This window comes from Psychrobacter sp. K31L, assembly GCF_017942195.1.
Lineage (GTDB): Bacteria > Pseudomonadota > Gammaproteobacteria > Pseudomonadales > Moraxellaceae > Psychrobacter > Psychrobacter glaciei.
Window position 1 is genome coordinate 331,025 of the sequence record NZ_JAGKSC010000001.1, and the last position, 22,869, is coordinate 353,893.

At 44.0% G+C, this 22,869-nt stretch carries 23 protein-coding genes; 10 read left to right on the forward strand and 13 right to left on the reverse strand.

The window, feature by feature from the left end; all coding sequences use genetic code 11:
• Positions 1 to 259: 259 nt before the first annotated feature.
• Positions 260 to 2,749, forward strand: a complete 2,490-nt coding sequence (locus tag J5X94_RS01285; RefSeq protein ID WP_210539506.1) for a site-specific recombinase — start codon at positions 260 to 262, stop codon at positions 2,747 to 2,749.
• Positions 2,750 to 2,802: 53 nt separating this feature from the next.
• Here the strand turns inward: J5X94_RS01285 and J5X94_RS01290 are convergent, their stop codons facing one another.
• The 6 genes from J5X94_RS01290 to J5X94_RS01310 all read right to left on the reverse strand — a co-directional run bounded on the left by J5X94_RS01290 (position 2,803) and on the right by J5X94_RS01310 (position 7,371).
• A complete protein-coding gene (locus J5X94_RS01290) occupies positions 2,803 to 3,639 on the reverse strand; it encodes a symmetrical bis(5'-nucleosyl)-tetraphosphatase (protein WP_194618627.1) in 837 nt (278 codons plus the stop codon).
• 249 nt (positions 3,640 to 3,888) lie between these two features.
• Positions 3,889 to 4,752 (reverse strand): 16S rRNA (adenine(1518)-N(6)/adenine(1519)-N(6))-dimethyltransferase RsmA, encoded by an 864-nt coding sequence (gene rsmA, locus J5X94_RS01295; RefSeq protein WP_201593554.1) that lies wholly within the window; start codon positions 4,750 to 4,752, stop codon positions 3,889 to 3,891.
• Positions 4,753 to 5,038: 286 nt separating this feature from the next.
• Positions 5,039 to 5,374 (reverse strand): hypothetical protein, encoded by a 336-nt coding sequence (locus J5X94_RS01300; RefSeq protein WP_227669829.1) that lies wholly within the window; start codon positions 5,372 to 5,374, stop codon positions 5,039 to 5,041.
• A 12-nt stretch (positions 5,375 to 5,386) separates the two neighbouring features.
• Complete coding sequence (locus J5X94_RS13990; protein ID WP_265087649.1) at positions 5,387 to 5,512, reverse strand: hypothetical protein; 126 nt, start codon at positions 5,510 to 5,512, stop codon at positions 5,387 to 5,389.
• Between the two features lie 227 nt (positions 5,513 to 5,739).
• On the reverse strand, positions 5,740 to 7,062 hold the full coding sequence (locus J5X94_RS01305) for an MFS transporter (protein WP_189581759.1): 1,323 nt from the start codon (positions 7,060 to 7,062) through the stop codon (positions 5,740 to 5,742).
• Positions 7,063 to 7,092: 30 nt separating this feature from the next.
• Complete coding sequence (locus J5X94_RS01310; protein ID WP_189581756.1) at positions 7,093 to 7,371, reverse strand: metal-sensing transcriptional repressor; 279 nt, start codon at positions 7,369 to 7,371, stop codon at positions 7,093 to 7,095.
• 196 nt (positions 7,372 to 7,567) lie between these two features.
• Here J5X94_RS01310 and J5X94_RS01315 point away from each other — a divergent pair, with 196 nt between their 5' ends.
• Positions 7,568 to 8,308: a HupE/UreJ family protein gene (locus J5X94_RS01315; protein ID WP_194618631.1), complete on the forward strand. Its 741-nt coding sequence runs from the start codon at positions 7,568 to 7,570 to the stop codon at positions 8,306 to 8,308.
• A 16-nt stretch (positions 8,309 to 8,324) separates the two neighbouring features.
• Positions 8,325 to 8,963: a transmembrane anchor protein gene (locus J5X94_RS01320; protein WP_189581738.1), complete on the forward strand. Its 639-nt coding sequence runs from the start codon at positions 8,325 to 8,327 to the stop codon at positions 8,961 to 8,963.
• Positions 8,964 to 9,183: 220 nt separating this feature from the next.
• Here J5X94_RS01320 and J5X94_RS13855 read toward each other — a convergent pair whose 3' ends face one another.
• Both J5X94_RS13855 and pdxA read right to left on the reverse strand, forming a co-directional pair.
• The gene (locus J5X94_RS13855; protein ID WP_227669830.1) at positions 9,184 to 9,573 is read right to left on the reverse strand and encodes a DUF6122 family protein; all 390 of its coding nucleotides are present in this window, start codon (positions 9,571 to 9,573) and stop codon (positions 9,184 to 9,186) included.
• A 331-nt stretch (positions 9,574 to 9,904) separates the two neighbouring features.
• On the reverse strand, positions 9,905 to 10,993 hold the full coding sequence (gene pdxA, locus J5X94_RS01325; protein ID WP_210539509.1) for a 4-hydroxythreonine-4-phosphate dehydrogenase PdxA: 1,089 nt from the start codon (positions 10,991 to 10,993) through the stop codon (positions 9,905 to 9,907).
• A 334-nt stretch (positions 10,994 to 11,327) separates the two neighbouring features.
• Between pdxA and dnaB the strand changes: the two genes are divergently transcribed.
• From dnaB to argF, 3 genes are all read left to right on the forward strand, one after another.
• Entirely contained in the window at positions 11,328 to 12,731 is a 1,404-nt protein-coding gene (gene dnaB / locus J5X94_RS01330; protein WP_010198448.1) for a replicative DNA helicase, read from the forward strand.
• A gap of 151 nt (positions 12,732 to 12,882) precedes the next feature.
• Positions 12,883 to 13,989: an alanine racemase gene (gene alr, locus J5X94_RS01335; RefSeq protein WP_210539511.1), complete on the forward strand. Its 1,107-nt coding sequence runs from the start codon at positions 12,883 to 12,885 to the stop codon at positions 13,987 to 13,989.
• 204 nt (positions 13,990 to 14,193) lie between these two features.
• Positions 14,194 to 15,111, forward strand: coding sequence for an ornithine carbamoyltransferase (argF, locus tag J5X94_RS01340; protein ID WP_210539512.1), 918 nt, complete (start codon positions 14,194 to 14,196; stop codon positions 15,109 to 15,111).
• Between the two features lie 116 nt (positions 15,112 to 15,227).
• Here the strand turns inward: argF and rpiA are convergent, their stop codons facing one another.
• The 5 genes from rpiA to J5X94_RS01365 all read right to left on the reverse strand — a co-directional run bounded on the left by rpiA (position 15,228) and on the right by J5X94_RS01365 (position 19,082).
• Entirely contained in the window at positions 15,228 to 15,887 is a 660-nt protein-coding gene (rpiA, locus tag J5X94_RS01345) for a ribose-5-phosphate isomerase RpiA (protein WP_010198424.1), read from the reverse strand.
• A 140-nt stretch (positions 15,888 to 16,027) separates the two neighbouring features.
• On the reverse strand, positions 16,028 to 17,338 hold the full coding sequence (locus J5X94_RS01350) for an arsenic transporter (RefSeq protein ID WP_210539514.1): 1,311 nt from the start codon (positions 17,336 to 17,338) through the stop codon (positions 16,028 to 16,030).
• 175 nt (positions 17,339 to 17,513) lie between these two features.
• Complete coding sequence (gene arsH, locus J5X94_RS01355; RefSeq protein ID WP_210539516.1) at positions 17,514 to 18,272, reverse strand: arsenical resistance protein ArsH; 759 nt, start codon at positions 18,270 to 18,272, stop codon at positions 17,514 to 17,516.
• Entirely contained in the window at positions 18,265 to 18,666 is a 402-nt protein-coding gene (gene arsC / locus J5X94_RS01360) for an arsenate reductase (glutaredoxin) (protein WP_210539518.1), read from the reverse strand. The genes arsH and arsC overlap by 8 nt, the downstream gene beginning before the upstream one ends.
• A gap of 53 nt (positions 18,667 to 18,719) precedes the next feature.
• Positions 18,720 to 19,082: an ArsR/SmtB family transcription factor gene (locus tag J5X94_RS01365; RefSeq protein ID WP_189581705.1), complete on the reverse strand. Its 363-nt coding sequence runs from the start codon at positions 19,080 to 19,082 to the stop codon at positions 18,720 to 18,722.
• A 185-nt stretch (positions 19,083 to 19,267) separates the two neighbouring features.
• Between J5X94_RS01365 and ilvA the strand changes: the two genes are divergently transcribed.
• From ilvA to J5X94_RS01385, 4 genes are all read left to right on the forward strand, one after another.
• Positions 19,268 to 20,821 carry a threonine ammonia-lyase, biosynthetic gene (gene ilvA / locus J5X94_RS01370; protein ID WP_210539520.1) on the forward strand — a complete coding sequence of 518 codons (1,554 nt, stop codon included), beginning with the start codon at positions 19,268 to 19,270 and terminating at the stop codon, positions 20,819 to 20,821.
• A gap of 166 nt (positions 20,822 to 20,987) precedes the next feature.
• Entirely contained in the window at positions 20,988 to 21,371 is a 384-nt protein-coding gene (locus J5X94_RS14070) for an excalibur calcium-binding domain-containing protein (protein WP_416346157.1), read from the forward strand.
• 185 nt (positions 21,372 to 21,556) lie between these two features.
• On the forward strand, positions 21,557 to 21,997 hold the full coding sequence (locus tag J5X94_RS01380) for an RNA-binding S4 domain-containing protein (RefSeq protein ID WP_210539522.1): 441 nt from the start codon (positions 21,557 to 21,559) through the stop codon (positions 21,995 to 21,997).
• 326 nt (positions 21,998 to 22,323) lie between these two features.
• Positions 22,324 to 22,821 carry a low molecular weight protein-tyrosine-phosphatase gene (locus J5X94_RS01385; RefSeq protein WP_210539524.1) on the forward strand — a complete coding sequence of 166 codons (498 nt, stop codon included), beginning with the start codon at positions 22,324 to 22,326 and terminating at the stop codon, positions 22,819 to 22,821.
• Positions 22,822 to 22,869: the final 48 nt, after the last annotated feature.

The window sequence follows — 22,869 nt, forward strand, 5'->3', positions numbered from 1 at the left end:
TAATAATTAAAATATCATGACAAAAGGGACAGTATCGCTACTGTCCCTTTTTTTGCCAAAAATATTTTTTAAATAACTGCTAACAAAATAATTAACTATCGATGCATCGTTCCGATTAGAATAACGCAAAGCAAACTATCGCTTAAGTTACTTCATAGTATTACCAAGCTTTTAGTCATAACCTATATTGTATACCAGATAATAATATTCAAAATCTAACAATAAAAACGGTTGAAACCACCATGATAAAGGATGCGACGTGCCAGAATTAAAACGCATTTTACAGCAGATTACGGCGCTAAGTGATGTACCTGATCCTGCGGTACTAAAACGCTTAATAGATGAGCTACGGGTCACTGAAAAAGAGCCTGTCTTGGCCAATGATAACATTCAGAACCTCATTGATGTCATTCGTCAGCATCCAGAATATGGCGACGGCCTTGCCAGTTTTGTACTAAAGCTTATTATCCAGTACCGGCAAATTGCACTCTATACCGATACTGGCATTATGTCGGATCAGGGATTTTTTAATAGTTTGCGTCGTTTAGTTGGCCATCGACTTTTGCCAATACTACCGCAAGAGGACTCCGTGGTTGAGTTGGTTGGTTACCTATTTAATAAGCGTTCTGATGAGCGTTGGTTGGCCAATATCGACAAAGAAAAATGGGATGAGCTGGTTGAATTATTGAGAGTCAAAGAAGAACACTTAGATCTAGTCGCCACGGCGAAAAACAGTATTTTAAACGCGATTATCATTTTATCTTATCGCATCAGCGGTCTTGGCTTGCATCCTGACTTGATGGATTCTTACCCGCAAATGCTGAACTACTCAGCCTCTTTTGTGGCACAAAATCAAGAAGCGGTCTTATTTGTCAATCAATATAGGCAGGCGCATGAGCTTGATACTTTGACTGATATCACCCCCGAAAAAGCTGTCGATCCAGCGCCGTTGCTTGTCATGATTGAGCAATGCGAAGATATCGTTGCCACGGTTCGCAAACGTATTTATAAGACGGGTATTTCTATTCGACTGACCAATATGATGCTGCGCCTCGACCAAAGCTTGCAGCGTATGCGTATCTTGACTGAACTGGTGACTGATGATTATAACAAGCGTGATCTGGCCGTCATTGAACTGATACAAACGCTGATTACCACTGCCAATCGTCGCTATAGTATCGGCTATTTGATTGATAATAATACCAAACTGCTCTCGCGCAAAGTGACTGAAAACGCGAGCCGTGTCGGTGAGCATTATATTAGCACCGATAAATCTGGTTATCAGAAAATGTTTAAAAAGGCCTCTATCGGTGGCTTTATCATTGCTTTTATGGCGACCACCAAGATATTGGCTTATCATTTAGCCCTCGCACCAATGGGACGCGCCTTTATCAACAGTATGATTTATGGCTTGGGTTTTGTCTTTATCCATGTCATTCGCGGTACCGTTGCTACCAAGCAGCCTGCCATGACGGCGGCGGCTATTGCCTCCACTATATCAGATGGCTCTGGCAAGAAGTCTCATCAGCTAACCAAGCTGTCAGAATTGGTGGTCGATATTTTACGTACCCAGTTTGTCGCTATCATGGGTAATGTAATGCTAGCGGTACCGGTCGCTCTTATCATCTCTTTTGCTTGGCTGCAATATACAGGCACGCCGATGATTGATACTGAGAAGGCTGGGCATCTCCTACATGATCTTGATCCTTTTCGCTCGCTCGCCCTTCCCCACGCTGCCATTGCTGGTGTCTATTTATTTTTATCGGGTCTGATCGCTGGTTATTACGACAACTTAGCAGTTTATAACCATGTGGGCGCACGTATACAGCGGCATAAGTTGCTCAAAATTCTACTGCCTAAATCATGGCTACAGCGCTTTGGCGGCTTTGTAGAAGCGAACTTGGGTGCCATCATGGGCAACTTTTTATTCGGGGTGTTTTTAGGCAGCACTGCCACCATCGGCTTTATCTTCGGCTTACCAATTGATATTCGCCACATTGCTTTTGCTTCAGCCAACTTGGCACATGGACTGTTTAACATGTCCGCTGATGATATAAGCTGGAACGTCATCTTACTGTCCATTCTTGGTGTTGCTCTTATCGGTATCGTCAACTTGATGGTCAGCTTTTCCCTCGCCTTGTTCGTCGCGCTACGCTCAAAAGAAGTGCGCTTCTTTGAATGGGGACGTCTCACCAAATTGGTTTTTGGTCATATTATCAGTCACCCATCTGACTTTTTTTGGCCACGCGACAAACCGATGAAATATGCGCGCATCGATAGCCAAGGTCGTATGATATTTGATGATACTTCAGGGCAAAAAGGTGGCAAGCCTATACCTGCTAATTACGTTGTGCGCCGCTTATCGGACGTAAAAATATTGCCCAAATCCATGCAAGGCAGTATGAAAAATGATCCAGCAGTGACTGACATACAGTATGACAATCAAACATCAGACAGTAGTTTTGATCCTGAGATGACTAGTCGTGAAGCGTATAGCACCGTCCATCCAACCATGGCCAAACAAGTGATCGATCTCGATGATGGTCTGATGGATGACAACCTCAATAGTGTGCCGTACACCGATGATATTCAATATGATAGAAGCACTAATACGCTTGATAGCTTTGCGACTAGTAGTAATGACATAAGCCGCGATGAGGCAGACAATACTGACTCTGATAGCAAAGGTGCTGGCGATGCCAAAACCCCACTGCCAAAACCGAAAAAACCACCCAATCTGCCCAGTTAAATGGGCAGTTTTGGTGGTTTTGATGACACGCTTCAGTTAATGAGCTGCCATAATTATGGCGGATGACAATGCGCACTTGACGTTATTACCGCTTCATCACCCAATCGATAGGCTAATAAATGATTTCCCCAAACACAGCCGCCATCCAAAGCGCGCGCATGTGGCAGATCAACCTCACCTTTTAACGCTGCCCAATGACCAAATAGTATCTTACGCTTGCGCGGCACTTGCCACTCAAACCACGGCAAAAAATCCTTTGGCATCGAATCATCTAAGCTTGCCGTAAAACTAAATTCGAGCGTGCCATCCTGCTTGCATAAGCGCATACGGGTAAAGTAGTTGGCAATCGCGCGCATTTTGGTAAAGCCGTTGATACCTGTATGCCAATCATCGGCCGTCTTGCTATATAAGTGTGGCAACAACCGATCAAGCTGCTTTAAGCTGCCTCGTAATTGCGCCTCTAACTGCTGGGCATAGTCCGCTGCTGCTTCAATAGTCCAATGCGGCGGGATGCCAGCATGTACCAGTACGGTATTGGCATCAGGATAAGCCAGTATCGGCTGCTGACGTAACCAATGTAATAGCTCATCACAATCATCGGCAGCAAAAATTGGTGCGGTCTTGTCTTTTTTCTTAATTTTAGCGGCACCGCGCCAAACAGCGATCAGGTTAATATCATGATTACCCAACACCGTAGCAGCCGCGCCTTGCTCACAGAGCGCCTTGACATCGCGCAACGTATTCAGTGAGTCTTCGCCGCGTGCCACTAAGTCACCTGCAAACCACAATTTATCTTGAGTAGGGTCAAAATCCAATGTTTCGAGTAGATGAAGATACGCCGCATAACAACCTTGCAGATCACCGATGACGTACTGGTGGCGAAAACTCATAAATCCTCTATCTTTTATGTGATGACTTTTATACGATGATTTTTATTCATATCTAGGGCGTGTCCTCAATTCAATTGATCATATCTAAACGGGCTAAAAATGGCTAAATTTTGCCAAACATCGTTAAATAGCTGGTTAATATCCCGATATTATCTGCGCTATTTTCCTTGTTTGACTGCAATTTATCTCATTTTTATCACCATTTTTGAAATGAGGACACACCCTAGATAACTATTTTTGGATGATGAATTAATCTGCTACTTTGCCTGCCTGATTGCTCAAATTGACAAAATCTTTCACACTCAAGACTTCAGGGCGTGCTTGTGGATCAATACCACAAGCGGCAAAGTCATCCTCGCTCAACGTCGGCAACAAGGTTGATTTTTTAAAAATAGCACGTAGGGTCTTGCGACGATGGTTGAAGGTTTCGCGTACCACAATCGCAAAATACTCTTCGTCTTCTGCGACGATAGGTTTGTTGATATGCGGCGTCAGGCGAAATACAGCGCTGGTGACTTTTGGTGGCGGATTGAATGCGCCACGTGGCACAGTTAATAAATAATCCGTATCACAGTGGTATTGCATAATGACCGACAAGCGACCATACGTCTTGCTGCCAACGTCAGCAGTAATACGCTCGACGACTTCTTTTTGCAACATAAAGTGCATGTCTTGAATCACATCGGCATAACTGAGCAAATGAAAAAGTATCGGCGTAGAAATATTATATGGCAAGTTACCCACCACGCGTAGCTTACCGCGCTCGTCGCTATACAACTCACGATAATCGACATGCATAGCATTGTCTTTGATAATTTCAAAATTTGGATGGCTATTGGCACCGATACGAATACGCAGGCTATCCGCCAAATCACGATCCAGCTCTACGACCGTCATCGCATCCACTTCTGCCAATAACGGCTCAGTCAGCGCACCCATACCTGGGCCAATCTCGATTAAATTGTCATCGCGCTCTAAGCGAATGCTCTCAACAATCTCACGGATAACACTGCGGTCATGTAAGAAGTTTTGACCAAAGCGTTTACGCGGTTGGTGTTTGGCAGCCCGTAGGCTATTGGAAATGGTTTGGGCATCAAACGAAGTTTTGGACATAAAAGAGTCTTAATGTATAAAAGAGAAATGGGCTATGGCAGCAATATGCTGGTATTATAATGGCAAATTATACCACAGCTCATAATTAGGCTGTGTTTTTGAGACGTTTTATCGATAAGTTACTCACACCTTAGCGCAACCGACCCGAGACTTTTTATCCTCATAATCATTTGTCATAAGACCCGTTATGGGAATAAGATAAAAGTTATTAATGTGAAAGGTCAGCTTAATCTTTAGATTAAGCTGGGATGGTCTCGCGGTTTTTATTGAAAAACATTCTTAGTAATTATTGTGGGTAATTATGAGTCCAACCCTCTGCTACAATTTCCTTAACCGCTTGATCATAATGCTCTGGTAATAAATTATTTCTGTAGTAAATACTGTCTATGAGCTCTTCTGTAGTTAACCCACCTTTCAAACTATTAATCATTCTCTGATACGGCTCGCGAACTTCAGGCCATGACAACTCATCGCCCAGTACTCTACCAACATAAGTCATCATATAACTTTGAAAGGAAAAAGGTTTCTCTATTTTACCCTGTATAGCTAGACGGTATACAGGCTCGAAGGCTTCTAATACTGGTTTAATAACTTGTGTTTCCTTACTTACAGCTTTACTCACATCTTCGTCTGTCTATTGATCACGATATGTAGAGAAAGCCCCTATAATACCTTCTCTTGATTTCCAATTTATCAGCACCGTTTTAAACTCAATAGCAGCTTGCTCTATTTCTGGTTTATTCATATTAAATGTTGTCATGTTATTTCACCTCTATGACGATATAGAAATAAGCATGGTTTCCTAGTGAGGACTTGAACACTAGGCTGTAGGCTGTAGGCTGTAGGCTGTAGGCTGTAGGCTGTAGGCTGTAGGCTGTAGGCTGTAGGCTATTTATATCAGTAGTCAAAGTCATTTATAGTAGCTCAGTGTACATAGCAGTGTACTTTTTATTATAAAATAGCGAACCCCCATGTACAGGATCTATATCAAGAACCAGAGCTTGGCCAACGCGGATGATAGTCATCAACTATGAAAGGATGGGTATGGCGTAAGCCGTTAGGTGTAGGAGATCCTGTAGCATGAACATGACCTTCTGGTAGATTGGCATGTTCGTGCTCAATCTCTTTTAAATCAATAGACGGCCATACTCTAAAAGCCGCCCATACCGCTAGTGCAGCAGCACCGCCTAATACCGCAAAAGCTACGGTCATACTGTAGCGCGCACCTAACCAACCCGCTAATGGATAGAACACTAACCAACTGACGTGAGACAAAGCAAACTGAGCAGCAAACAATGCAGGACGATCTTCCTGATGTGAGGATCGCCATAGCAAGCGTCCAGCAGGTGTCAGAGCAGCAGAATAACCCAAACCTAGCACGAACCATAAGGCCATAAGCGAGTTTTGTCCCATCATCAAGGTACCAGCGAACATACCCACCACAAGCAACCCTACACCGCTTAACATGACGCTGCGATCTGTCAGCTTACCCAATAAACTTGGCAAAGCCAGTGCCGCAATCATAGAACCTGCGCCAAAGCTCGCCAATGCTAATGCGACTGCACTCTGAGTGAGTCCCATACCACCTTGGATAATCACCACGGTATTTACAAAGACCATAGACGCAGCGGCAGAAACGGCAACATTAACAGCGAGTAATCCGCGCAGTCGAGGGGTCGCTAAATAGATACGAATGCCGCGCGTGGTTCTATCATAAATGCTACGGCGCGCGGGCATTGCATGCGCTGGTAGCGTGACCGATACGACCAATATGGCAGACGCTAAAAATCCCAGTACTGTTCCCGTAAATAGATTGTGAAAGCTCATTACTGTCAGCAATGCTGCCGCTAACATGGGACTGACTAGACTTTCCATATCGTAAGCAAGGCGTGAGAGCGACAAAGCTTTGGTGTAATCCGCTTCATTAGGCAGAACATCAGGAATAGTGGCCTGAAAAGTAGGCGTGAAAGCTGCTGAGGCGGCTTGCAATACAAAGATCAACACATAAACCTCCCAGATTTGGGAAACAAATGGTAAAAGCAGGGCGACACCGGCTCGTATCACATCTAGTGTCACTAGCAGCGTGCGTTTAGGCAACCGTTCGGCAAAGGCCGCTGCAATGGGTGCCACGCCAACATAGGCAATCATTTTGATGGCCAATGCCGTTCCCATGACGACCCCAGCATTATTGCCTGCCAAATCAAATGCCAAAAGGCCTAGCGCCACCGTAGCTAGACCAGTACCAATCAGGGCAATCACTTGCGCGGCAAATAAATGGCGATAAGTTCGGTTTGCAAAGATACTAAGCATGGAGTGTCTCTTTAGATCAGTCGGTTGATCTTATAAGTAACGAGTTATTTCCTTGAACTCCTCTATAGAGTCCTGCTGATCTTTGTCAACAGCCCCTAATAAGTCTTCAAGGCAATGATCTAAATGGTCTTGAATTAACACTTTTTTAGCTTGATGAATGGCATTTTCTACCGCTTGCAGTTGCTGCGCTATATCAAGACAGGTTCGACCCTCAACCAACATCTCTATCGTGCTGCTTAAATGACCATTCGCTTTTTTGAGGCGTGTGATTACGGCTGGATGAGATGCGTGTACGTGTGGTTTTTTCATAATGACAGTGTCCTTTCTCTAGAGAGCGCCATTATACCTCACAAGACTTGAGATTTTATGGTTGACATTATCCCCCCCTAGGGGATAGTATCTTACTCCTTAAGTATTCGATTTGCATTTAAAATTTTCATAATTTTAGAGTTTTTTCTAAAAAGCACATACACGTATTCATCACTCTTACACTATAGGATTCTTAATGTATAGCCATGTCTACAATAGGCTTCCAAGATCGCCATGGGCGACTTGGCAGACCCGTCTGTTAGTACTCTCAATACTGCTTATTTGTCTTGTTACTGGTAGCAATGAAGCGCTTGCTCATGCGGTAACCGCAGGGGATAAAGGGTATATTCAGGAGATTTCAGGAGTCAATATTCTGCCCTTCATGTACTTAGGCGCTAAGCACATGATTACGGGATATGACCATATCCTGTTTCTCTTCGGGGTCATCTTCTTTCTTTACCGTATGAAGCATATTGGTGTCTATGTGAGCCTATTTGCATTAGGTCACTCCGCCACGATGATTTTAGGCGTGTACTTCAACATCGGTATGAATAGTTACCTGATCGATGCGATTATTGGTCTCTCTGTCGTTTACAAAGCGTTAGACAATATTGGTGCCTTCCAGAGATGGTTTGGGTTTCAGCCAAATACTAAAATAGCGGTGCTTGTCTTTGGTCTTTTCCACGGCTTTGGGTTATCTACTAAGCTCCTTGAATATGAGATGTTGCCTGACGGTCTACTCCCTAACTTACTCGCCTTTAACGTCGGTGTGGAGATTGGGCAGCTACTGGCTCTAGCCATCATATTAATTGGCATGAGCTATTGGCGTCGTACGCTAAGTTTCATCCGTAACGCCTATACCGCCAACGTGGCTATGATGAGCGCAGGATTTATTTTAGTGGGCATGCAGCTCACTGGCTATTTAATGTCTTCTTAATTCAAGGGTTTTTAATATGTATAACAGTGATACTCCTTTACAAGCTGAACTTCCCACTTCAAAGCAGCTCGTCAAATCTACTATTTTAGCTGGCATCGCAGCAGTCGTTCTCTTATTTACGGTGGTTCTTCCCGCTGAGTATGGTATTGATCCAACTGGGATTGGTAGTGTTCTTCAATTGACAGAAATGGGACAAGTTAAGCAGCAATTGGCAGATGAAGCTGCCGCCGATGCAGCGGGTTTACTAGCAACTGACACAATGACGTCTGAAACACCAAATATAGATGGTGTGACTGAGCAAGCAATGAGTGCCACACCCGCTGATACTGCCATCGCAAGTGGTGAATGGCGCGATGAAACTCCCTTTACCTTGACGCCAGGGGAAGGAATAGAGATTAAAATGAAAATGGATTCAGGTGCCAAGACTGAATACTCTTGGGTCGTGACAGGCGGTGAGGTCAACTTTGATACTCATGGCGATGCATTAGGCAAGGCTATTAGTTATGAGAAAGGTCGCGGCGTTGCCGCTGATGAAGGGGTTTTAGAAGCCGCATTTACAGGCAATCACGGCTGGTTTTGGCGCAATCGTGGCGATTCAGATGTTGAAGTTATTCTGCGTACCCGTGGCGATTACAGCAGTATTAAAACGATGTGAAAACAGTAGTGGTTAGTGCGATCTTACTGTTGCCTACTTAGAAACTGAATTGTTTTATCAAATGTGTAGCAACACTCTAAATAAATTCTAGTGGTAGAACACATTAGGTCTGCTGCTAGGTTTATTTAAAATTGGATAGCAAGGGCATAGATGCTGCTACTAGAAGTTATGAGAGAGTCGATTGGTAGGATAAATACTAGACGATATTCTTATAGCTGCATCAAGTGCTTGTAGCTCTGACTAACCATTCCACCAACTCACGAGCAGGAGCGTCATTCAAACACTGTGGGCAATTCAGATAGGTCATTACGCAGTCGTTCAAATCAGTGAGAATATGCAGTAATAATCCCAAACCAATTATTTTATACGGCTTAGGTAAAAACAACATAGCTGCATATACTGCCATCGCATAATAAGTATGGAGTGGATGAAAGTTAATACTGCATCGATTGGGCGAGAAAATAGGTGTGGCTAGTAGGTGATCTAGATCCACTAGCATAGTTGCTAACAAGATCAAATATACGCGTTTATAGTCATTACGAAAAAATGTATAGGCGATAATCAACGGCATACCGAAATGTAGAAAATAATGGATAACGGTTTGAATCATCGTTTTTTCCAGCTCAAGATAGTTTGCAGTGGCACATCAATCTCAGATAAAACATAAGGCATTTTTCGCCTTCCGAATGCATATGAAATATATTCATCATACACTCACTTCCTCTTTATCGTACCTGTCCAGAAAACAGCTAGTCCTGTTAGGGTATACCCCAAGGGAACCAGTCATTTCACCCTTTAAACCTATTAACAGACCACTTAAAATAGACCGCTATAATGGAACCACTTATATTAGAGTGTTTTTGATGATGCATAGACAGATAGGCATTGCTGGCACTAAAGTGACCCAATACTGCGTGACAATTCTCGCTAAGGCACCAGTTTTATACAAGAGGTCTATTAATAAGCGATTTATCCGCCATCTCATTTGCCATCAATAATGCTTGGTATAAGCTAGTGGCACTTGCACCTCCACGTCCCGCTAAATCAAGCGCCGTACCATGATCGACCGAGGTACGAATGTAAGGCAATCCCAAAGTTAGGTTGACCGTATCACCAAAGCCATGCGATTTTAGCACCGGCAACCCTTGGTCATGATACATAGCAATCACTGCATCACAGTTTGCTAAATGTCTTGGGGTAAATAACGTATCCGCTGGCATCGCCGTTGATATATTGACGCCTGCATCAATAAACGCTTGTAATACCGGATTGATAATCTCAATTTCCTCGATGCCCAAATGCCCACCCTCGCCTGCATGAGGATTAAGACCACAAACCAAAATGCGTGGCTGCATTAAGCCAAACTTCTCTCGCATATCATCGATGACGATTTGTACTGTTTGGCGGACATTGTCAGCAGTGATGGCGGCAGGAATATCTTTTAGTGCCAGATGCGTGGTGACAAGCGCCACTTTCATGGCTTGATTAGCAAGCATCATGACGACTTTCTCACAGCCACTTTGCTGCATAAAAAACTCAGTATGACCGCTAAACATCGTGCCATCGAGCAATTTTATACCAGCATCTATCAAGGCAGATTTTTGCAATGGTCCTGTGACGATAGCAGCAACTGTTTTGTTGGTTGCCAACTGATGGGCAACCGCTAATTGCTTGGCGACCATCGCTGAATTACTGATATTAATTTGTCCGCAAACGACTGGCGCAGTACAAGGCGTATTCAACAGAATAAAAGCACTATCCCTGTTCAAAGTTTGCTGTGATAGTTGACTTAAAAAATCATCAGCTTCTATGTTTACATCCATCGTTTGCCAAGCTGGACAGCTTTCGATTACGCCTGCCATTACAAGTGTATCTGCGCGCTTTTGCATAGCAGTGCTATCTGCCGTAACCCAAATGGGACGTTCAAAATCTTGCAACTTGCCTTCAGCCGCTAATAGCAGTACGACGTCCATACCAATACCAGCAGGCTCACCTGTTGTAATAAGCAGCGGCAGTCTTTTATTCGTCATAACAATGACCTTATTTTAAATTAAGTAATTGATTTTATTCTATTTATAATTAAACTTATCATATTCTGTATCTGGGCGTTATATTCTGTTTCACAGTCTAGGAATTTCTATAGCTACGGATTTAGTTATTTATCTCGTCTAAAAAAAGCACATAATGTGTTAAACTTTCGCCTCTGATTGTAGCATTTACAAGCAAGCGCAAGACCGCCTTTTATTACTTTTTGCGTTTTAGAACTTCTTATATTCTGGTATTTTTACCATAGAGTATGCCTGACTTGTTTTGCTACATGACCAACTCACATTCTTATACCGATTTTTAACTCATTAGGCACTCATGGCAGATACTGAAAAAACCGACGACTTACTCAATCAAACTCCGCCGCACAATATCGATATTGAAAAGGCTTTGCTTGCGTCTTTGATGAGTATCGAAGAGGCGTACGACAAGATTGCCGATATCGTCACAAAAGATGACTTCTACGCTGGACGACATCAATATATTTTTGATGCCATTGCCCATTTGGCAGCCGTCAATGAACCTTATGATACGGTCATGGTACACGACTGGCTAGAAGCGCAGAAGTTACTCAAAGGTGCAGGTGGTGACAGTTACTTAGCAGATATTTTGAGCCAAAGTCCCGCCACTTTATTTAACCTCACCGCTTACGCTCAGCGTGTACGTGAGCTATCTACTCTACGCCAACTGATCACTACTGGCAATGAGATGCTAGCGCTTGCCTATAATCCTAAAAGCCAAAGTGTTAGTGATATTTTGGACAGTGTCGAGGGCAAAATATTTAGTATCAATGAGCAGCACAATAAACGTGCCGAACAACGTGGCCCTGTGGGCATCACCTCTGTGCTGACCAATGTCATCGATAAAATTCAAGAGCTTAAATCCAATCCCGACGGCATGATTGGGTTGCAGACGCCATTCGCTGAATTGAACAATAAAACGCAGGGGCTGCAAGCAGGCGATTTAATCATTGTCGCTGCACGTCCCTCTATGGGTAAAACCACCTTTGCCATGAACTTGGCAGAAGGGATTTTATTTAACGAAGATTTACCAGTTGTGGTGTTTTCGATGGAGATGCCCGCAGAGTCTATTGTCATGCGCTTGCTGTCATCGTGGGGCGCAATCAATCAGACGCACTTGCGTTCGGGGCAAATGAATGAAGATGAATGGGCAAAAATGATGAACGCCATTCAACATCTGCAATCAAAACACTTGTATATCGATGACAGTACTGCCCTGCCACCGTCTGAGATGCGTTCACGTTGTCGCCGTATCGCCAAAAACCATGATGGCAAGCTTGGTGCTATCGTGGTCGATTATCTACAGTTGATGAAAGTACCCAATCTCGATGGCAACCGTGTGGGCGAGATTTCTGAGATTTCTCGTAGTCTAAAAGCACTGGCACGTGAGCTTGAATGTCCCGTCATTGCATTATCGCAGCTTAACCGCAGTCTAGAGAACCGCCCCAACAAACGTCCTATCATGTCGGATTTGCGTGAATCGGGTGCGATTGAGCAGGATGCCGATTTGATTATGTTTATCTATCGTGATGAGGTCTATAATGAAAACTCAGACCATAAAGGTGTGGCTGAAATTATCATCGGTAAACAACGTAACGGCCCTATCGGTACGCTACGGTTAGGCTTTGAGGGACAATTTACCCGCTTTATCAACCTAACTCCAGAGTACTATCAAAATGCCAGCTTTGAAAATGATGAATAACCAATCTTATAAAGTTTAAGTTTGATAAAGACGTAGAGGCTCGATCATCAATTAACAAATAATTTTTTAGAAAATAGCCAGTATCGCATCAATCCAATCGATGTAGTACTGGCTTTATAACTTCATAATTCTACTCATAAAGAAGGCGATTATGCGCACCATTACTATAAAACCAAAAGCCATTACCCATAACCTCAATCAAGTAAAACAACGTGCTCCCCAATCTAAAGTGTTGGCTATGGTCAAATCCAATGCTTACGGGCATGGCGTGGCGGCAGTCTTGCCAGCATTACAGCAAGCAGATGGCATTGGTGTCGCCACCTTAACTGAAGCGCTAGAAGCCAGAAAATTGGGGTGGAATAAAACCATAGGATTGGTAGAAGGTGCGTTTACCGCTGATGAATGGCAACAAGCGATTGATCATGAGATTAGCTGCGTGATTCACCACGGACCACAGCTAGAATGGGCCCTGCAAAACATTCCGCCAACTGGCAGTGCAACTAGAGTGGCTTGGCTTAAATACAATACGGGTATGAACCGTTTGGGTTTCAATGCTGAAGGCGTATTATCAGCAGCCCAGCGTTTACATGAAGCAGGCTATCGGCTAATACTAGCCACGCATTTTGCCAATGCTGATGACCACGACCACCCATTAAATGCGATGCAAATTCAGCGTTTCTCAGACGTATTATCGACTTTACAAAGTACTATTAGCCCAGATATCAAAGGCTCATTATGCAATTCTGCTGGTATCGTTAATTTTCCAGAGCACCATTATGATTGGGTACGTCCAGGCATCATCTTATATGGTAGCTCCCCTGTTACTGACCAAAGCGCACAGGAATTAGACTTGCAAGCAGCGATGGATTTTAGTGCTCAAATCATCGCGCTACAGACTGTCAGTGCCAATGATGCTATCGGTTATGGTAGTCGCTGGCAAGCTCAGCAAGACACTAGAACGGCCTTAGTAAGTGTAGGCTATGGAGACGGCTATCCGCGTGTGATCAGTGACGACGCTTATGTCACTGTCATCGATGCTAATAGCCGTCAAAGCTACCGTTGCCCCGTAATCGGACGTGTGGCAATGGATATGATAGTCGTTGATATCAGTAGCGCACCCGAGAGTCTAGCCATAGATAGCAAAGTGGTTCTTTGGGGCGATGCGCCGCGCGTCGATGAAGTCGCAGGACATGCGGGTACGATTAGCTACGAGCTACTGTGCCGCCTCAGCATACGTCCAAACCGTGTACTGGCGTAGTCATCGAAACCTATCAGGATTTAACGGCTGACTACTCTGTTTTAACGGATTTGGTGAGCCATTGAATCTTGATAAAATTGCCCGTTTACATTGAAAGTAAATACGCTATACTAAAAGTTTGTTGTCAACCCCGCATACGCACTGACGCGATGCTATTGAACACTGATGACGTTTCACTGACTGCGATCGACTGCTAGGATTACTATGAGTTTGCGCCATTTTTTGACCTTATCTGATTTAACCAAACAAGAACTAGAAAACCTAATCAAACGCGCAAGCGAGCTGCGTAAGATGCAACACGCAGGCGAGATATATCAGCCTTTTGTGGGTCGTACGCTTGGCATGATATTTGAAAAGTCCTCCACTCGTACGCGCATCTCGTTTGAGACTGGCATGGGTCAATTTGGTGGCAATGCCATATTTTTATCACCGAACGACACACAGCTAGGTCGCGGTGAGCCGTTAGAAGATTCAGCACGTGTGATCTCTAGCATGGTTGATATCATCATGATTCGTACCTTTGGGCACGAAAAAGTTGAGACTTTTGCTGAATACTCCAGTGTGCCTATTATCAATGCGTTAACCGATGAATATCATCCCTGCCAATTACTGGCAGATATGCAGACCTACTATGAGCATCGCGGTAGTATCGAAAACAAAATCGTGACATGGGTTGGTGATGGCAACAATATGTGCTCATCATTTATGCAAGCTGCCAATCAGTTTGGCTTTGAGTTACGTGTGGCAGCGCCTTATGGGTTTGAGCCTGATCCGAAACTTATGGAACGCTTTTCACATTGCGTCAGTCTAGTAGAAAACGTGCAAGATGCGGCAAAAGACGCTAATTTAATCGTCACCGACGTGTGGGCAAGTATGGGGCAAGAGTCAGAGCAAAACACGCGCGCGCGTCGTTTCGCGCCTTATCAAGTGACACCTTCTCTATTGGACAAAGCTGATCCTGAAGTGGTGTTTATGCACTGCTTGCCAGCCCATCGCGGCGAAGAGATTTCCCATGATATGCTCAATGATCCCCGCTCTGTCGTTTGGGACGAAGCCGAAAACCGCTTACATGCCCAAAAAGCATTGATGGAATTTTTGCTAAAAGATAAGATCAAAATCTAAGAAATATAGCGATAAGCTATTTATCAACGAGCAAAAAACAAAAAGGCAAATCACATCTACAGTGATTTGCCTTTTTGTTTTTTGCTCTCAATTCGGTACATTATGATCAAGAAATTTTAACGAGTAAGTGTGATTACCCCATCACTACCCGCTTTTAGTAAAATATCCGCTTGATTGGCGGCAAAGATACCATTACAAACCACACCAACGATATTGTTCAGCTCTTTCTCAAGCGCTATTGGATTGCTCACATCTAAGTCATACGTATCTAAAATGACATTGCCATAATCGGTGACAAAATCATCACGGTAAACAGGATCGCCGCCCAGACGAGCTAGCTGCCGCGCCACATACGAGCGTGCTTGTGGTAATACTTCGATCGGTACTGGGAACGCGCGGCCTAGTATTTCGACACTCTTACTCTCATCGACCATACATATAAATTTATTAGATGCCGCCGCGACGATTTTTTCACGCGTGAGTGCCCCGCCGCCACCTTTGATCAATTGCAAGTGCTCATTGACTTCATCAGCACCATCAATATAAACATCTAGCGTACCAGCAAAGTTCAAATCGACTATTTCAATGCCAAGTGCACGAAGCTTATCTTCAGTCACTTGTGAGCTGGCAACCGCGCCAGCAAGCTTTAACTGCGGCAATAGCTCAATCAAACAGTTGACCGTACTACCTGTGCCTACCCCAAGTATCATACCGTCTTCGATATAGCTTAGCGCTGCTTTGGCGGCGGCTTGCTTCTGTGCTTGCTGATCACTCATCATAAATCCTTGGTAAAATAAACGTATCGTTTTAAAAAAGTAAATGGCAAAAGAGGTAAAATGCGCGGCTATTATAACCGATGACTTTAATGGATGTCAGCGTATAGCCGGTTCTGATAGCAAGATATCACGTCAATCTTTTACAATCGAGATAAATGTGGCAACCAAAATACCAAGGCTAGCAGCGTGGCTAATAATACTGGCGGTGTAATAATTAGCCCGATTTTCATATACTGCCCCCAGCTTATTTTATAATCTTTTTCTGCCAATACATGCAGCCACAATAAGGTTGCCAGACTTCCAATAGGCGTAAATTTTGGACCCAAGTCATTGCCAATCACATTGGCATAAATCATCAGCTCACGAGTAGCGGCAGGTACTTGCGCGCTATCAATCGCTAATGCGCCTACGAGAGTAGATGGCATATTGTTCATGACTGAAGCCACAATAGCGGAAAGAAACCCAGTCCCTAATGTTGCTATGAGATTGCCTTGCTTCCCTAACCAAGTTAAAACATGAGCACCGTAAGCGGTTAACCCTGCATTACCCAAACCATAAACGACCAAATACATACCGATTGAAAACAACACGATTTGCCAAGGCGCTTTACGTACAATGTCAGACACAGAAATGACAGCACCTTGACCACCTTGCCACCAGCGACCTGCGATAGCCATTAGCAGTAGCGCGGCGACTCCGGTGACGAGTGAAATAGGCAATCCCAAGGACTCCGTTGCAAAATAAGCAACCAGTAATAATGCCAATAGCGGAAAAGCCGCTCTAAAAACTAACGGATCTTCGATAGCAGACATTGGCGCGCTAAGATTGGCAATGGCATAGTGTTTTGGGATTTGACGTGCATATACCACCCATAGCACTGCTAATGTCGCGATGACAGAGACGATGTTTACCGGCACCATGACCGCCGCATAACATCCAAAGCCAATATCAAAATAATTGGCGCTGACGATATTGACCAAATTAGACGTAATTAAAGGCAGGCTGGCGGTGTCAGCAATGAAGCCAGTCGCGATGATAAAAGCCAAAGCGGATGGCGGTGAGAACTTAAGCCGTAGCAAGATAGCAATGACAATCGGTGTCAGGAGTAGTGCTGCACCATCATTGGCAAAGAAGGCTGAAATAAACGCGCCCAATATCACAATCATGGGAAACAACAAGCGCCCTTGCCCCTTACCAAGTCTGGCCACATGTAGAGCCGCCCAACCAAAAAATCCTGCTTTATCTAAGATAAGCGAGATAATAATAAGCGCCACAAAGGTAAAAGTCGCATCCCAAACGATGTCCCATACCACACCGACATCGGATAACTGCACCACACCGAAAGCCAAGGCGACCAATGCACCGCCCATTGCGCTCCAACCAATGCCCAATCCTTTAGGCTGCCATATCACCAAAACCAAAGTCACGATAAAAATAATGAGTGCGAGCATGGAGCAACCTTATTTACAGCGTATTAATTGTATAGTCAGTGAAAAGCAATATCGATACATCATGCACTACTGACATCAATTTTTTGTAGCCTCTGTCTGCGCAGGCACAGCAAGCGAGAAAAATTGATATCAGCAGTGCCGTAGCGTTTTTAGGGTGTTTTGACTATATAAGAGATTAGATCGATTTTTGATTGACACGTTGCGACACTGCTTCAGCGTTTTCAACCCGTTCTGAATAGCGATCAGTCAGATAGGCTGAACGCCCACGAGTGAGCCAAGTGAACTTCACCAACTCTTCGCAGACATCCACAAGACGCAGATATAAGGGCGACTTATCCATACGATTATCGTCGTTAAATTCCAAAAAGGCCTTAGGGATAGACGATTGATTCGGGATAGTAATCATCCGCATCCAACGCCCAAGAATACGCAACTGATTGACCGTATTAAAGCTTTGGCTGCCACCGCTGACTTGCATCACGGCTAAGGTCTTACCTTGGGTCGGACGTACGCCACCCAGTGACAATGGAATCCAATCGATTTGCGCTTTCATAATACTAGTAATGCTGCCATGACGCTCTGGACTGACCCACAGCATGCCTTCTGACCACTGCGCCAGCTCGCGTAATTCTTGTACTTTAGAATGATTGCTATCAGCATCATCAGGCAACGGCAAACCCGATGGATTAAAAATCCGCACCTCGCAGCCATACCAACGCAGTAAACGGCTAGCCTCTTCAGCCGCCAGTCTAGAAAAAGAGCGCTCACGTAACGAACCATATAGCACCAGTATCTTGGGTGGATGTCGTGGGTCGTTTGGTGCAATCAAAGACTCAATATCAATAGGTTGTATATTGAGTGAATCAATATTGGGCAAGTCACTTAGATTAGACAAGTCATCTACGTCAGGTTGCCCTGTATTAACCTTAACCATGATGTAGAGCCTCTCCATCTTCTTTAGTAAAGCTACTGACTGGATTTTCTAGTAATTCAAACACTCGCTCGGATGGTCGGCATAGCGCTGCGCCCTTATTCGTGAGCACGATAGGACGGTTGATTAAAATAGGATGCGCAATCATGGCATCGATAATCTGATCATCAGATAGCTCAGGATTATCTAATCCCAACTCATCATTAATGGCTTCCTTACTTCGTAATAACTCTCTTGGGGAGATGTTCATCTTTGCCAACAGCTCTACTAAGTATTCACGGGCTGGTGGAGTTTTTAGGTATTCCACGACTTCTGGATGCTCACCAGATGCCTTCATGATGGCTAACGTATTACGAGAAGTACCGCATTTTGGATTGTGAAAAATTAAGGATGTCATAGCAATTTCACCTATTTTATCGATGTAATTTATTAAATGGGTTTGGCTTAGTATTAGGGCCTATCTTTATTGTCAGATATATCACTTTCACATCCGTTTAAACTGCTCATAAGTGATGCGCATAATTCTGGATGTCCTGCACAACAATCTTGCAATAAGAACTGCACAACAGCCTCCATATGCGACAATGAGGCGCGATAGATTATCTGCCGGCTGTGCCGTTGAGAGACCACCCACCCCGCTCGTGCCAGCACCGATAGATGCGCTGACATGGTGTTATGTGGCACTGACAATTGACGGGCTATTTCACCCGCAGGCAGACCTTCAGGCTCTTGACTAACAAGCAACCTAAAAGCCTTAAGACGAGTATCTTGAGAGAGCGCAGCAAAGCTTGCGATAGCATTAGTTATTTCCATATGTCCAATAATATAGACATATGGAAATAATTCAATGCTTTTTAATAAAATATTTATAGACAACCAACCTCATCTTTCATCAAAATTTTAAATCATGCAAAAACTGCAATTGTGTCTTGCAAGATAGTTAAAATCAGCATAGGCTAATCTATTTCGTTTTTATATTCACTTTTTTAGGAATCATTATGCTGTCACACTGGGTACGAGCCATCTTGCAAGCCACCGTTTATGACGTTGCTATTCAAACGCCACTAGAAGCGGCACCCAAGCTGACCCAACGTTTTGCTAATGATATTCGTTTTAAACGCGAAGATTTACAACCGGTCAAATCCTTTAAATTGCGCGGTGCTTATAACCGCATCAGCCAATTGAGCGATGAGCAAAAAGCACGCGGCGTCATTTGTGCTTCAGCGGGCAACCATGCACAAGGGGTTGCCTACTCTGCGCGCAAATTATCGCTTAACAACATCATTGTCATGCCGACCACCACACCCGATATCAAAGTAGATGCGGTGAGAGCACTTGGCGGGAATGTCGACTTACATGGTGATAGCTTTGACCAAGCCAACCGCTATGCGATTGATCGTGCTGAGCGTGAGGGCCTAACCTTTATTCCACCTTACGATGATGAGCTGGTCATCGCCGGACAAGGCACCATTGGACTTGAGCTGACCCAACAGTGGCGTAATATGGATTATGTCTTCGTCGCGGTTGGCGGTGGTGGTCTCATCTCAGGTGTCGCCGCATTCTTAGGAGAAGTGGCGCCGCATGTCAAAGTCATCGCCGTAGAAGCGGAACAATCAGCCTGCTTAAAAGCCGCACTCGAAGCGAATGAACGCGTGAAACTTGAGCAAGTAGGACTCTTCGTCGATGGTGTGGCCGTTGCCCAAATTGGCGAGTTGCCTTTTGAGGTAGTACGTACTCAAAAAAGCGATAACTCAGGTCCTGTGGTCGAATCTGAGGTCGTTACTTGTAGTAATGATGAAGTCTGTGCTGCTATCAAAGACATTTTTGAAGAAAACCGTAGCATCGTTGAACCCGCCGGTGCACTGTCTGTTGCTGGCATGAAAAAATACATTGAAGCTCATAATCTACAAGGTAAAAACTGCGTCGGTATTATTTGCGGCGCCAATATGAATTTTGATCGCCTGCGTTATATCGCTGAGCGTACTGAAATTGGTGAGAAAAAAGAAGCCATTTTTGCCGTAACGATTCCTGAGCAAACTGGGGCGTTCTTAAACTTCTGCCGTAGCCTACACGGACGTAATATCACTGAATTTAACTACCGTGCCGATAGCAAAAAATCCCCAGACTCGATGGAACCTGCGGCGATATTCGTCGGCATCGCCCTAAAAGAAGGGGATAAAGAACGCAAAACCATCAGCAATCAGTTGGCAGACGATGGTTATACCGCGCATGACCTAACCGATGATGATATCGCCAAATCACATATCCGTCATTTGATTGGTGGTCACGCACATGTCGAAAATGAGCAACTGTTAAAGATTGCCTTTCCTGAACGTCCCGGGGCGTTGCTTACTTTCTTAGAAAAGCTGGGCGATGATTTTAATATTACCTTGTTCCATTACCGCAATCATGGTGCTGCTGAAGGTCGTGTGTTGGTTGGTCTACAAGCCTCTGAAAGTAATTCACGTTTATTACAAGACGCCCTACTTGATATCGGCTATGACTGTACGACTATTACCGACAATATCGGCTATCAACTGTTTTTGAAATAAACAGAATAGCGATGAACCATCCTCTAGCATGGCCGTTTTTTAATGGATTAAAAAATGGCCATTACTGCATTCGTAGAGGTTGTTCGTTTGTAGAAATCATTAACTTGTAGTGATTGTAATGTAGTGGTTATAAAGTAATGTAGCGGTTATAAACAGGTACTGAGCGATGATTAAGAAAATATTAATAACCGTTATATTGCTCGTTTTAGCACTTGTGGGTTATAAGTTGCTTCAACCTAAAGACGCCATGAACACTCCTACCACTGAAGTTATGGCTGACCGTTCTGCTAATGGTGCTTTCACATCTACTGACTTCGATGATATACCACCAACCTATGTCGATTTAGAGGCAACTTCATCATCAGTTTCAGTGGTAAATCCAGTATTAGCGTCACAAACAACTGTGGCAAGCTTTTCGTGTGACGGTAGAAAACATTGCTCCCAGATGACATCCTGTGCAGAAGCGACTTACTTCTCCAACCACTGCCCCAACACAAAAATGGATGGCAACCATGATGGTATACCCTGTGAGAAACAATGGTGTAAATGATTTTATATAAAGCATAAATTGAGCGACTGCTATGCATGTTCCATCAATGGCTAAGTCGAAGCTTCCATGCTCAGCACTATTGGCGATGAAAATCTACTTTTACATATTTTAATAGCTTTCTGCTCTTTCAATTGGCAAAAAAAGCACCATTATTATCTTACTTTATTGATATCTATGAGGTTTTGATGAGTAAACACAATAAAAACCACAATCAACCCAGCCATAGCCAGCCTGATGCTGTGCGTATGCGTCTTGATAAATGGTTATGGTCAGCGCGTTTTTATCGCACCCGTACCCTTGCCAAAGAAGCCATCGAGAGCGGACGGGTACATTATGCAGGTAGTCGTGTAAAGACCAGCAAAGAGATTGCCGTTGGAGATGAATTGAGTATTCGCCAAGGCTCAGCCACTGCCATGACTGAAAAAACTGTCATTGTCGAATCGCTAACAGCGCAACGTGGTAATGCAACTGCCGCGCAAGTATTGTATTCAGAGACTGAAGAGAGCGAAGAGCGCCGTGCTTATTATGCTGAGCAGCGCAAACTTGCCAACCTTGCCCGCCCTGATAACAAACCCAATAAGAAAGAGCGCCGCGACATACAACGCTTTAAGAACAAGCAAGACTGACAGCTATAGTCAAATCTACCATAAAAGTGTGACAGCGTTAACCTTGCTTGAAGTATGACTTATACCTCTGCATTCGGTTGCCTTATACCACTTTCAAATTGAACCGACTATACTAACGTTAATAAATAATTCTATCTCTAAAAGCTGAGCTGCTTTTAGAGATAATCACTTGCGTGACCCTATTGTTTAGCTTCTACCCTTGCCATTCAAGGTATTAAGCGTTACGCTGATTACTTATTTATCTACTAGATAGCATGCTCATAAACCGCATCATCAATGCCGGTTTTTTATGGCATGTTTTTTTTGTTGTAAGAAAAGGTCATATTATGCTGATGAAAACTTGTACCCCATCGTCCGTATTATTGGTTTGTTTAGGGAATATTTGCCGGTCACCAACTGCTGAGGAAGTTTTTCGTCAGCAAGCGGCGATTGCAGGCTTATCGATCAAGGTAGATTCAGCAGGCACTGGCGACTGGCATATTGGTCATGCGCCAGATGAGCGTGCACAGCGCCATGCAAAAGCATACGGTTACAAAATCAACAAACTGGTTGCCCGCCAAGTAAGTGCTGATGACTTTCGTAATTTTGAGTTAATACTGGCAATGGACACGCAAAATTTAGCCGACCTACAAGCCATTAAAGACAGTCTATCGGATACAGATGACAATTTAGCAAAGTTGGCGTTATTCAGTGAAGAAGACCCTACTTATGGCGGCGATGACGTGCCAGACCCTTATAAAGGCGATAGCGATGCCTTTGAAGAGGTGATTGAACGGATTGAGTCAAGCGCACAGGCTTGGATCGAAAGTTGGAAGGCTTGCTAGCGATACCGTCCATATTTATGCTACTTTTATAGACTGTATCCTTTATAA

Excerpts from the sequence above, each read along its gene's own strand:
- J5X94_RS01385 (WP_210539524.1), top strand. The coding sequence starts at position 22,324 with ATGCTGATGAAAACTTGTACCCCATCGTCCGTATTATTGGTTTGTTTA.
- J5X94_RS01380 (WP_210539522.1), top strand. The coding sequence starts at position 21,557 with ATGAGTAAACACAATAAAAACCACAATCAACCCAGCCATAGCCAGCCT.
- argF (WP_210539512.1), top strand. The coding sequence starts at position 14,194 with ATGAGTTTGCGCCATTTTTTGACCTTATCTGATTTAACCAAACAAGAA.
- pdxA (WP_210539509.1), bottom strand. The coding sequence starts at position 10,993 with ATGACGAATAAAAGACTGCCGCTGCTTATTACAACAGGTGAGCCTGCT.
- J5X94_RS01350 (WP_210539514.1), bottom strand. The coding sequence starts at position 17,338 with ATGCTCGCACTCATTATTTTTATCGTGACTTTGGTTTTGGTGATATGG.
- J5X94_RS01320 (WP_189581738.1), top strand. The coding sequence starts at position 8,325 with ATGTATAACAGTGATACTCCTTTACAAGCTGAACTTCCCACTTCAAAG.
- J5X94_RS01305 (WP_189581759.1), bottom strand. The coding sequence starts at position 7,062 with ATGCTTAGTATCTTTGCAAACCGAACTTATCGCCATTTATTTGCCGCG.
- arsH (WP_210539516.1), bottom strand. The coding sequence starts at position 18,272 with ATGGTTAAGGTTAATACAGGGCAACCTGACGTAGATGACTTGTCTAAT.
- J5X94_RS01290 (WP_194618627.1), bottom strand. The coding sequence starts at position 3,639 with ATGAGTTTTCGCCACCAGTACGTCATCGGTGATCTGCAAGGTTGTTAT.
- ilvA (WP_210539520.1), top strand. The coding sequence starts at position 19,268 with ATGCTGTCACACTGGGTACGAGCCATCTTGCAAGCCACCGTTTATGAC.
- J5X94_RS13855 (WP_227669830.1), bottom strand. The coding sequence starts at position 9,573 with ATGATTCAAACCGTTATCCATTATTTTCTACATTTCGGTATGCCGTTG.
- J5X94_RS01365 (WP_189581705.1), bottom strand. The coding sequence starts at position 19,082 with ATGGAAATAACTAATGCTATCGCAAGCTTTGCTGCGCTCTCTCAAGAT.
- rpiA (WP_010198424.1), bottom strand. The coding sequence starts at position 15,887 with ATGAGTGATCAGCAAGCACAGAAGCAAGCCGCCGCCAAAGCAGCGCTA.
- J5X94_RS14070 (WP_416346157.1), top strand. The coding sequence starts at position 20,988 with ATGATTAAGAAAATATTAATAACCGTTATATTGCTCGTTTTAGCACTT.
- J5X94_RS01310 (WP_189581756.1), bottom strand. The coding sequence starts at position 7,371 with ATGAAAAAACCACACGTACACGCATCTCATCCAGCCGTAATCACACGC.
- arsC (WP_210539518.1), bottom strand. The coding sequence starts at position 18,666 with ATGACATCCTTAATTTTTCACAATCCAAAATGCGGTACTTCTCGTAAT.
- J5X94_RS13990 (WP_265087649.1), bottom strand. The coding sequence starts at position 5,512 with ATGACAACATTTAATATGAATAAACCAGAAATAGAGCAAGCTGCTATT.
- alr (WP_210539511.1), top strand. The coding sequence starts at position 12,883 with ATGCGCACCATTACTATAAAACCAAAAGCCATTACCCATAACCTCAAT.
- dnaB (WP_010198448.1), top strand. The coding sequence starts at position 11,328 with ATGGCAGATACTGAAAAAACCGACGACTTACTCAATCAAACTCCGCCG.
- J5X94_RS01315 (WP_194618631.1), top strand. The coding sequence starts at position 7,568 with ATGTATAGCCATGTCTACAATAGGCTTCCAAGATCGCCATGGGCGACT.
- rsmA (WP_201593554.1), bottom strand. The coding sequence starts at position 4,752 with ATGTCCAAAACTTCGTTTGATGCCCAAACCATTTCCAATAGCCTACGG.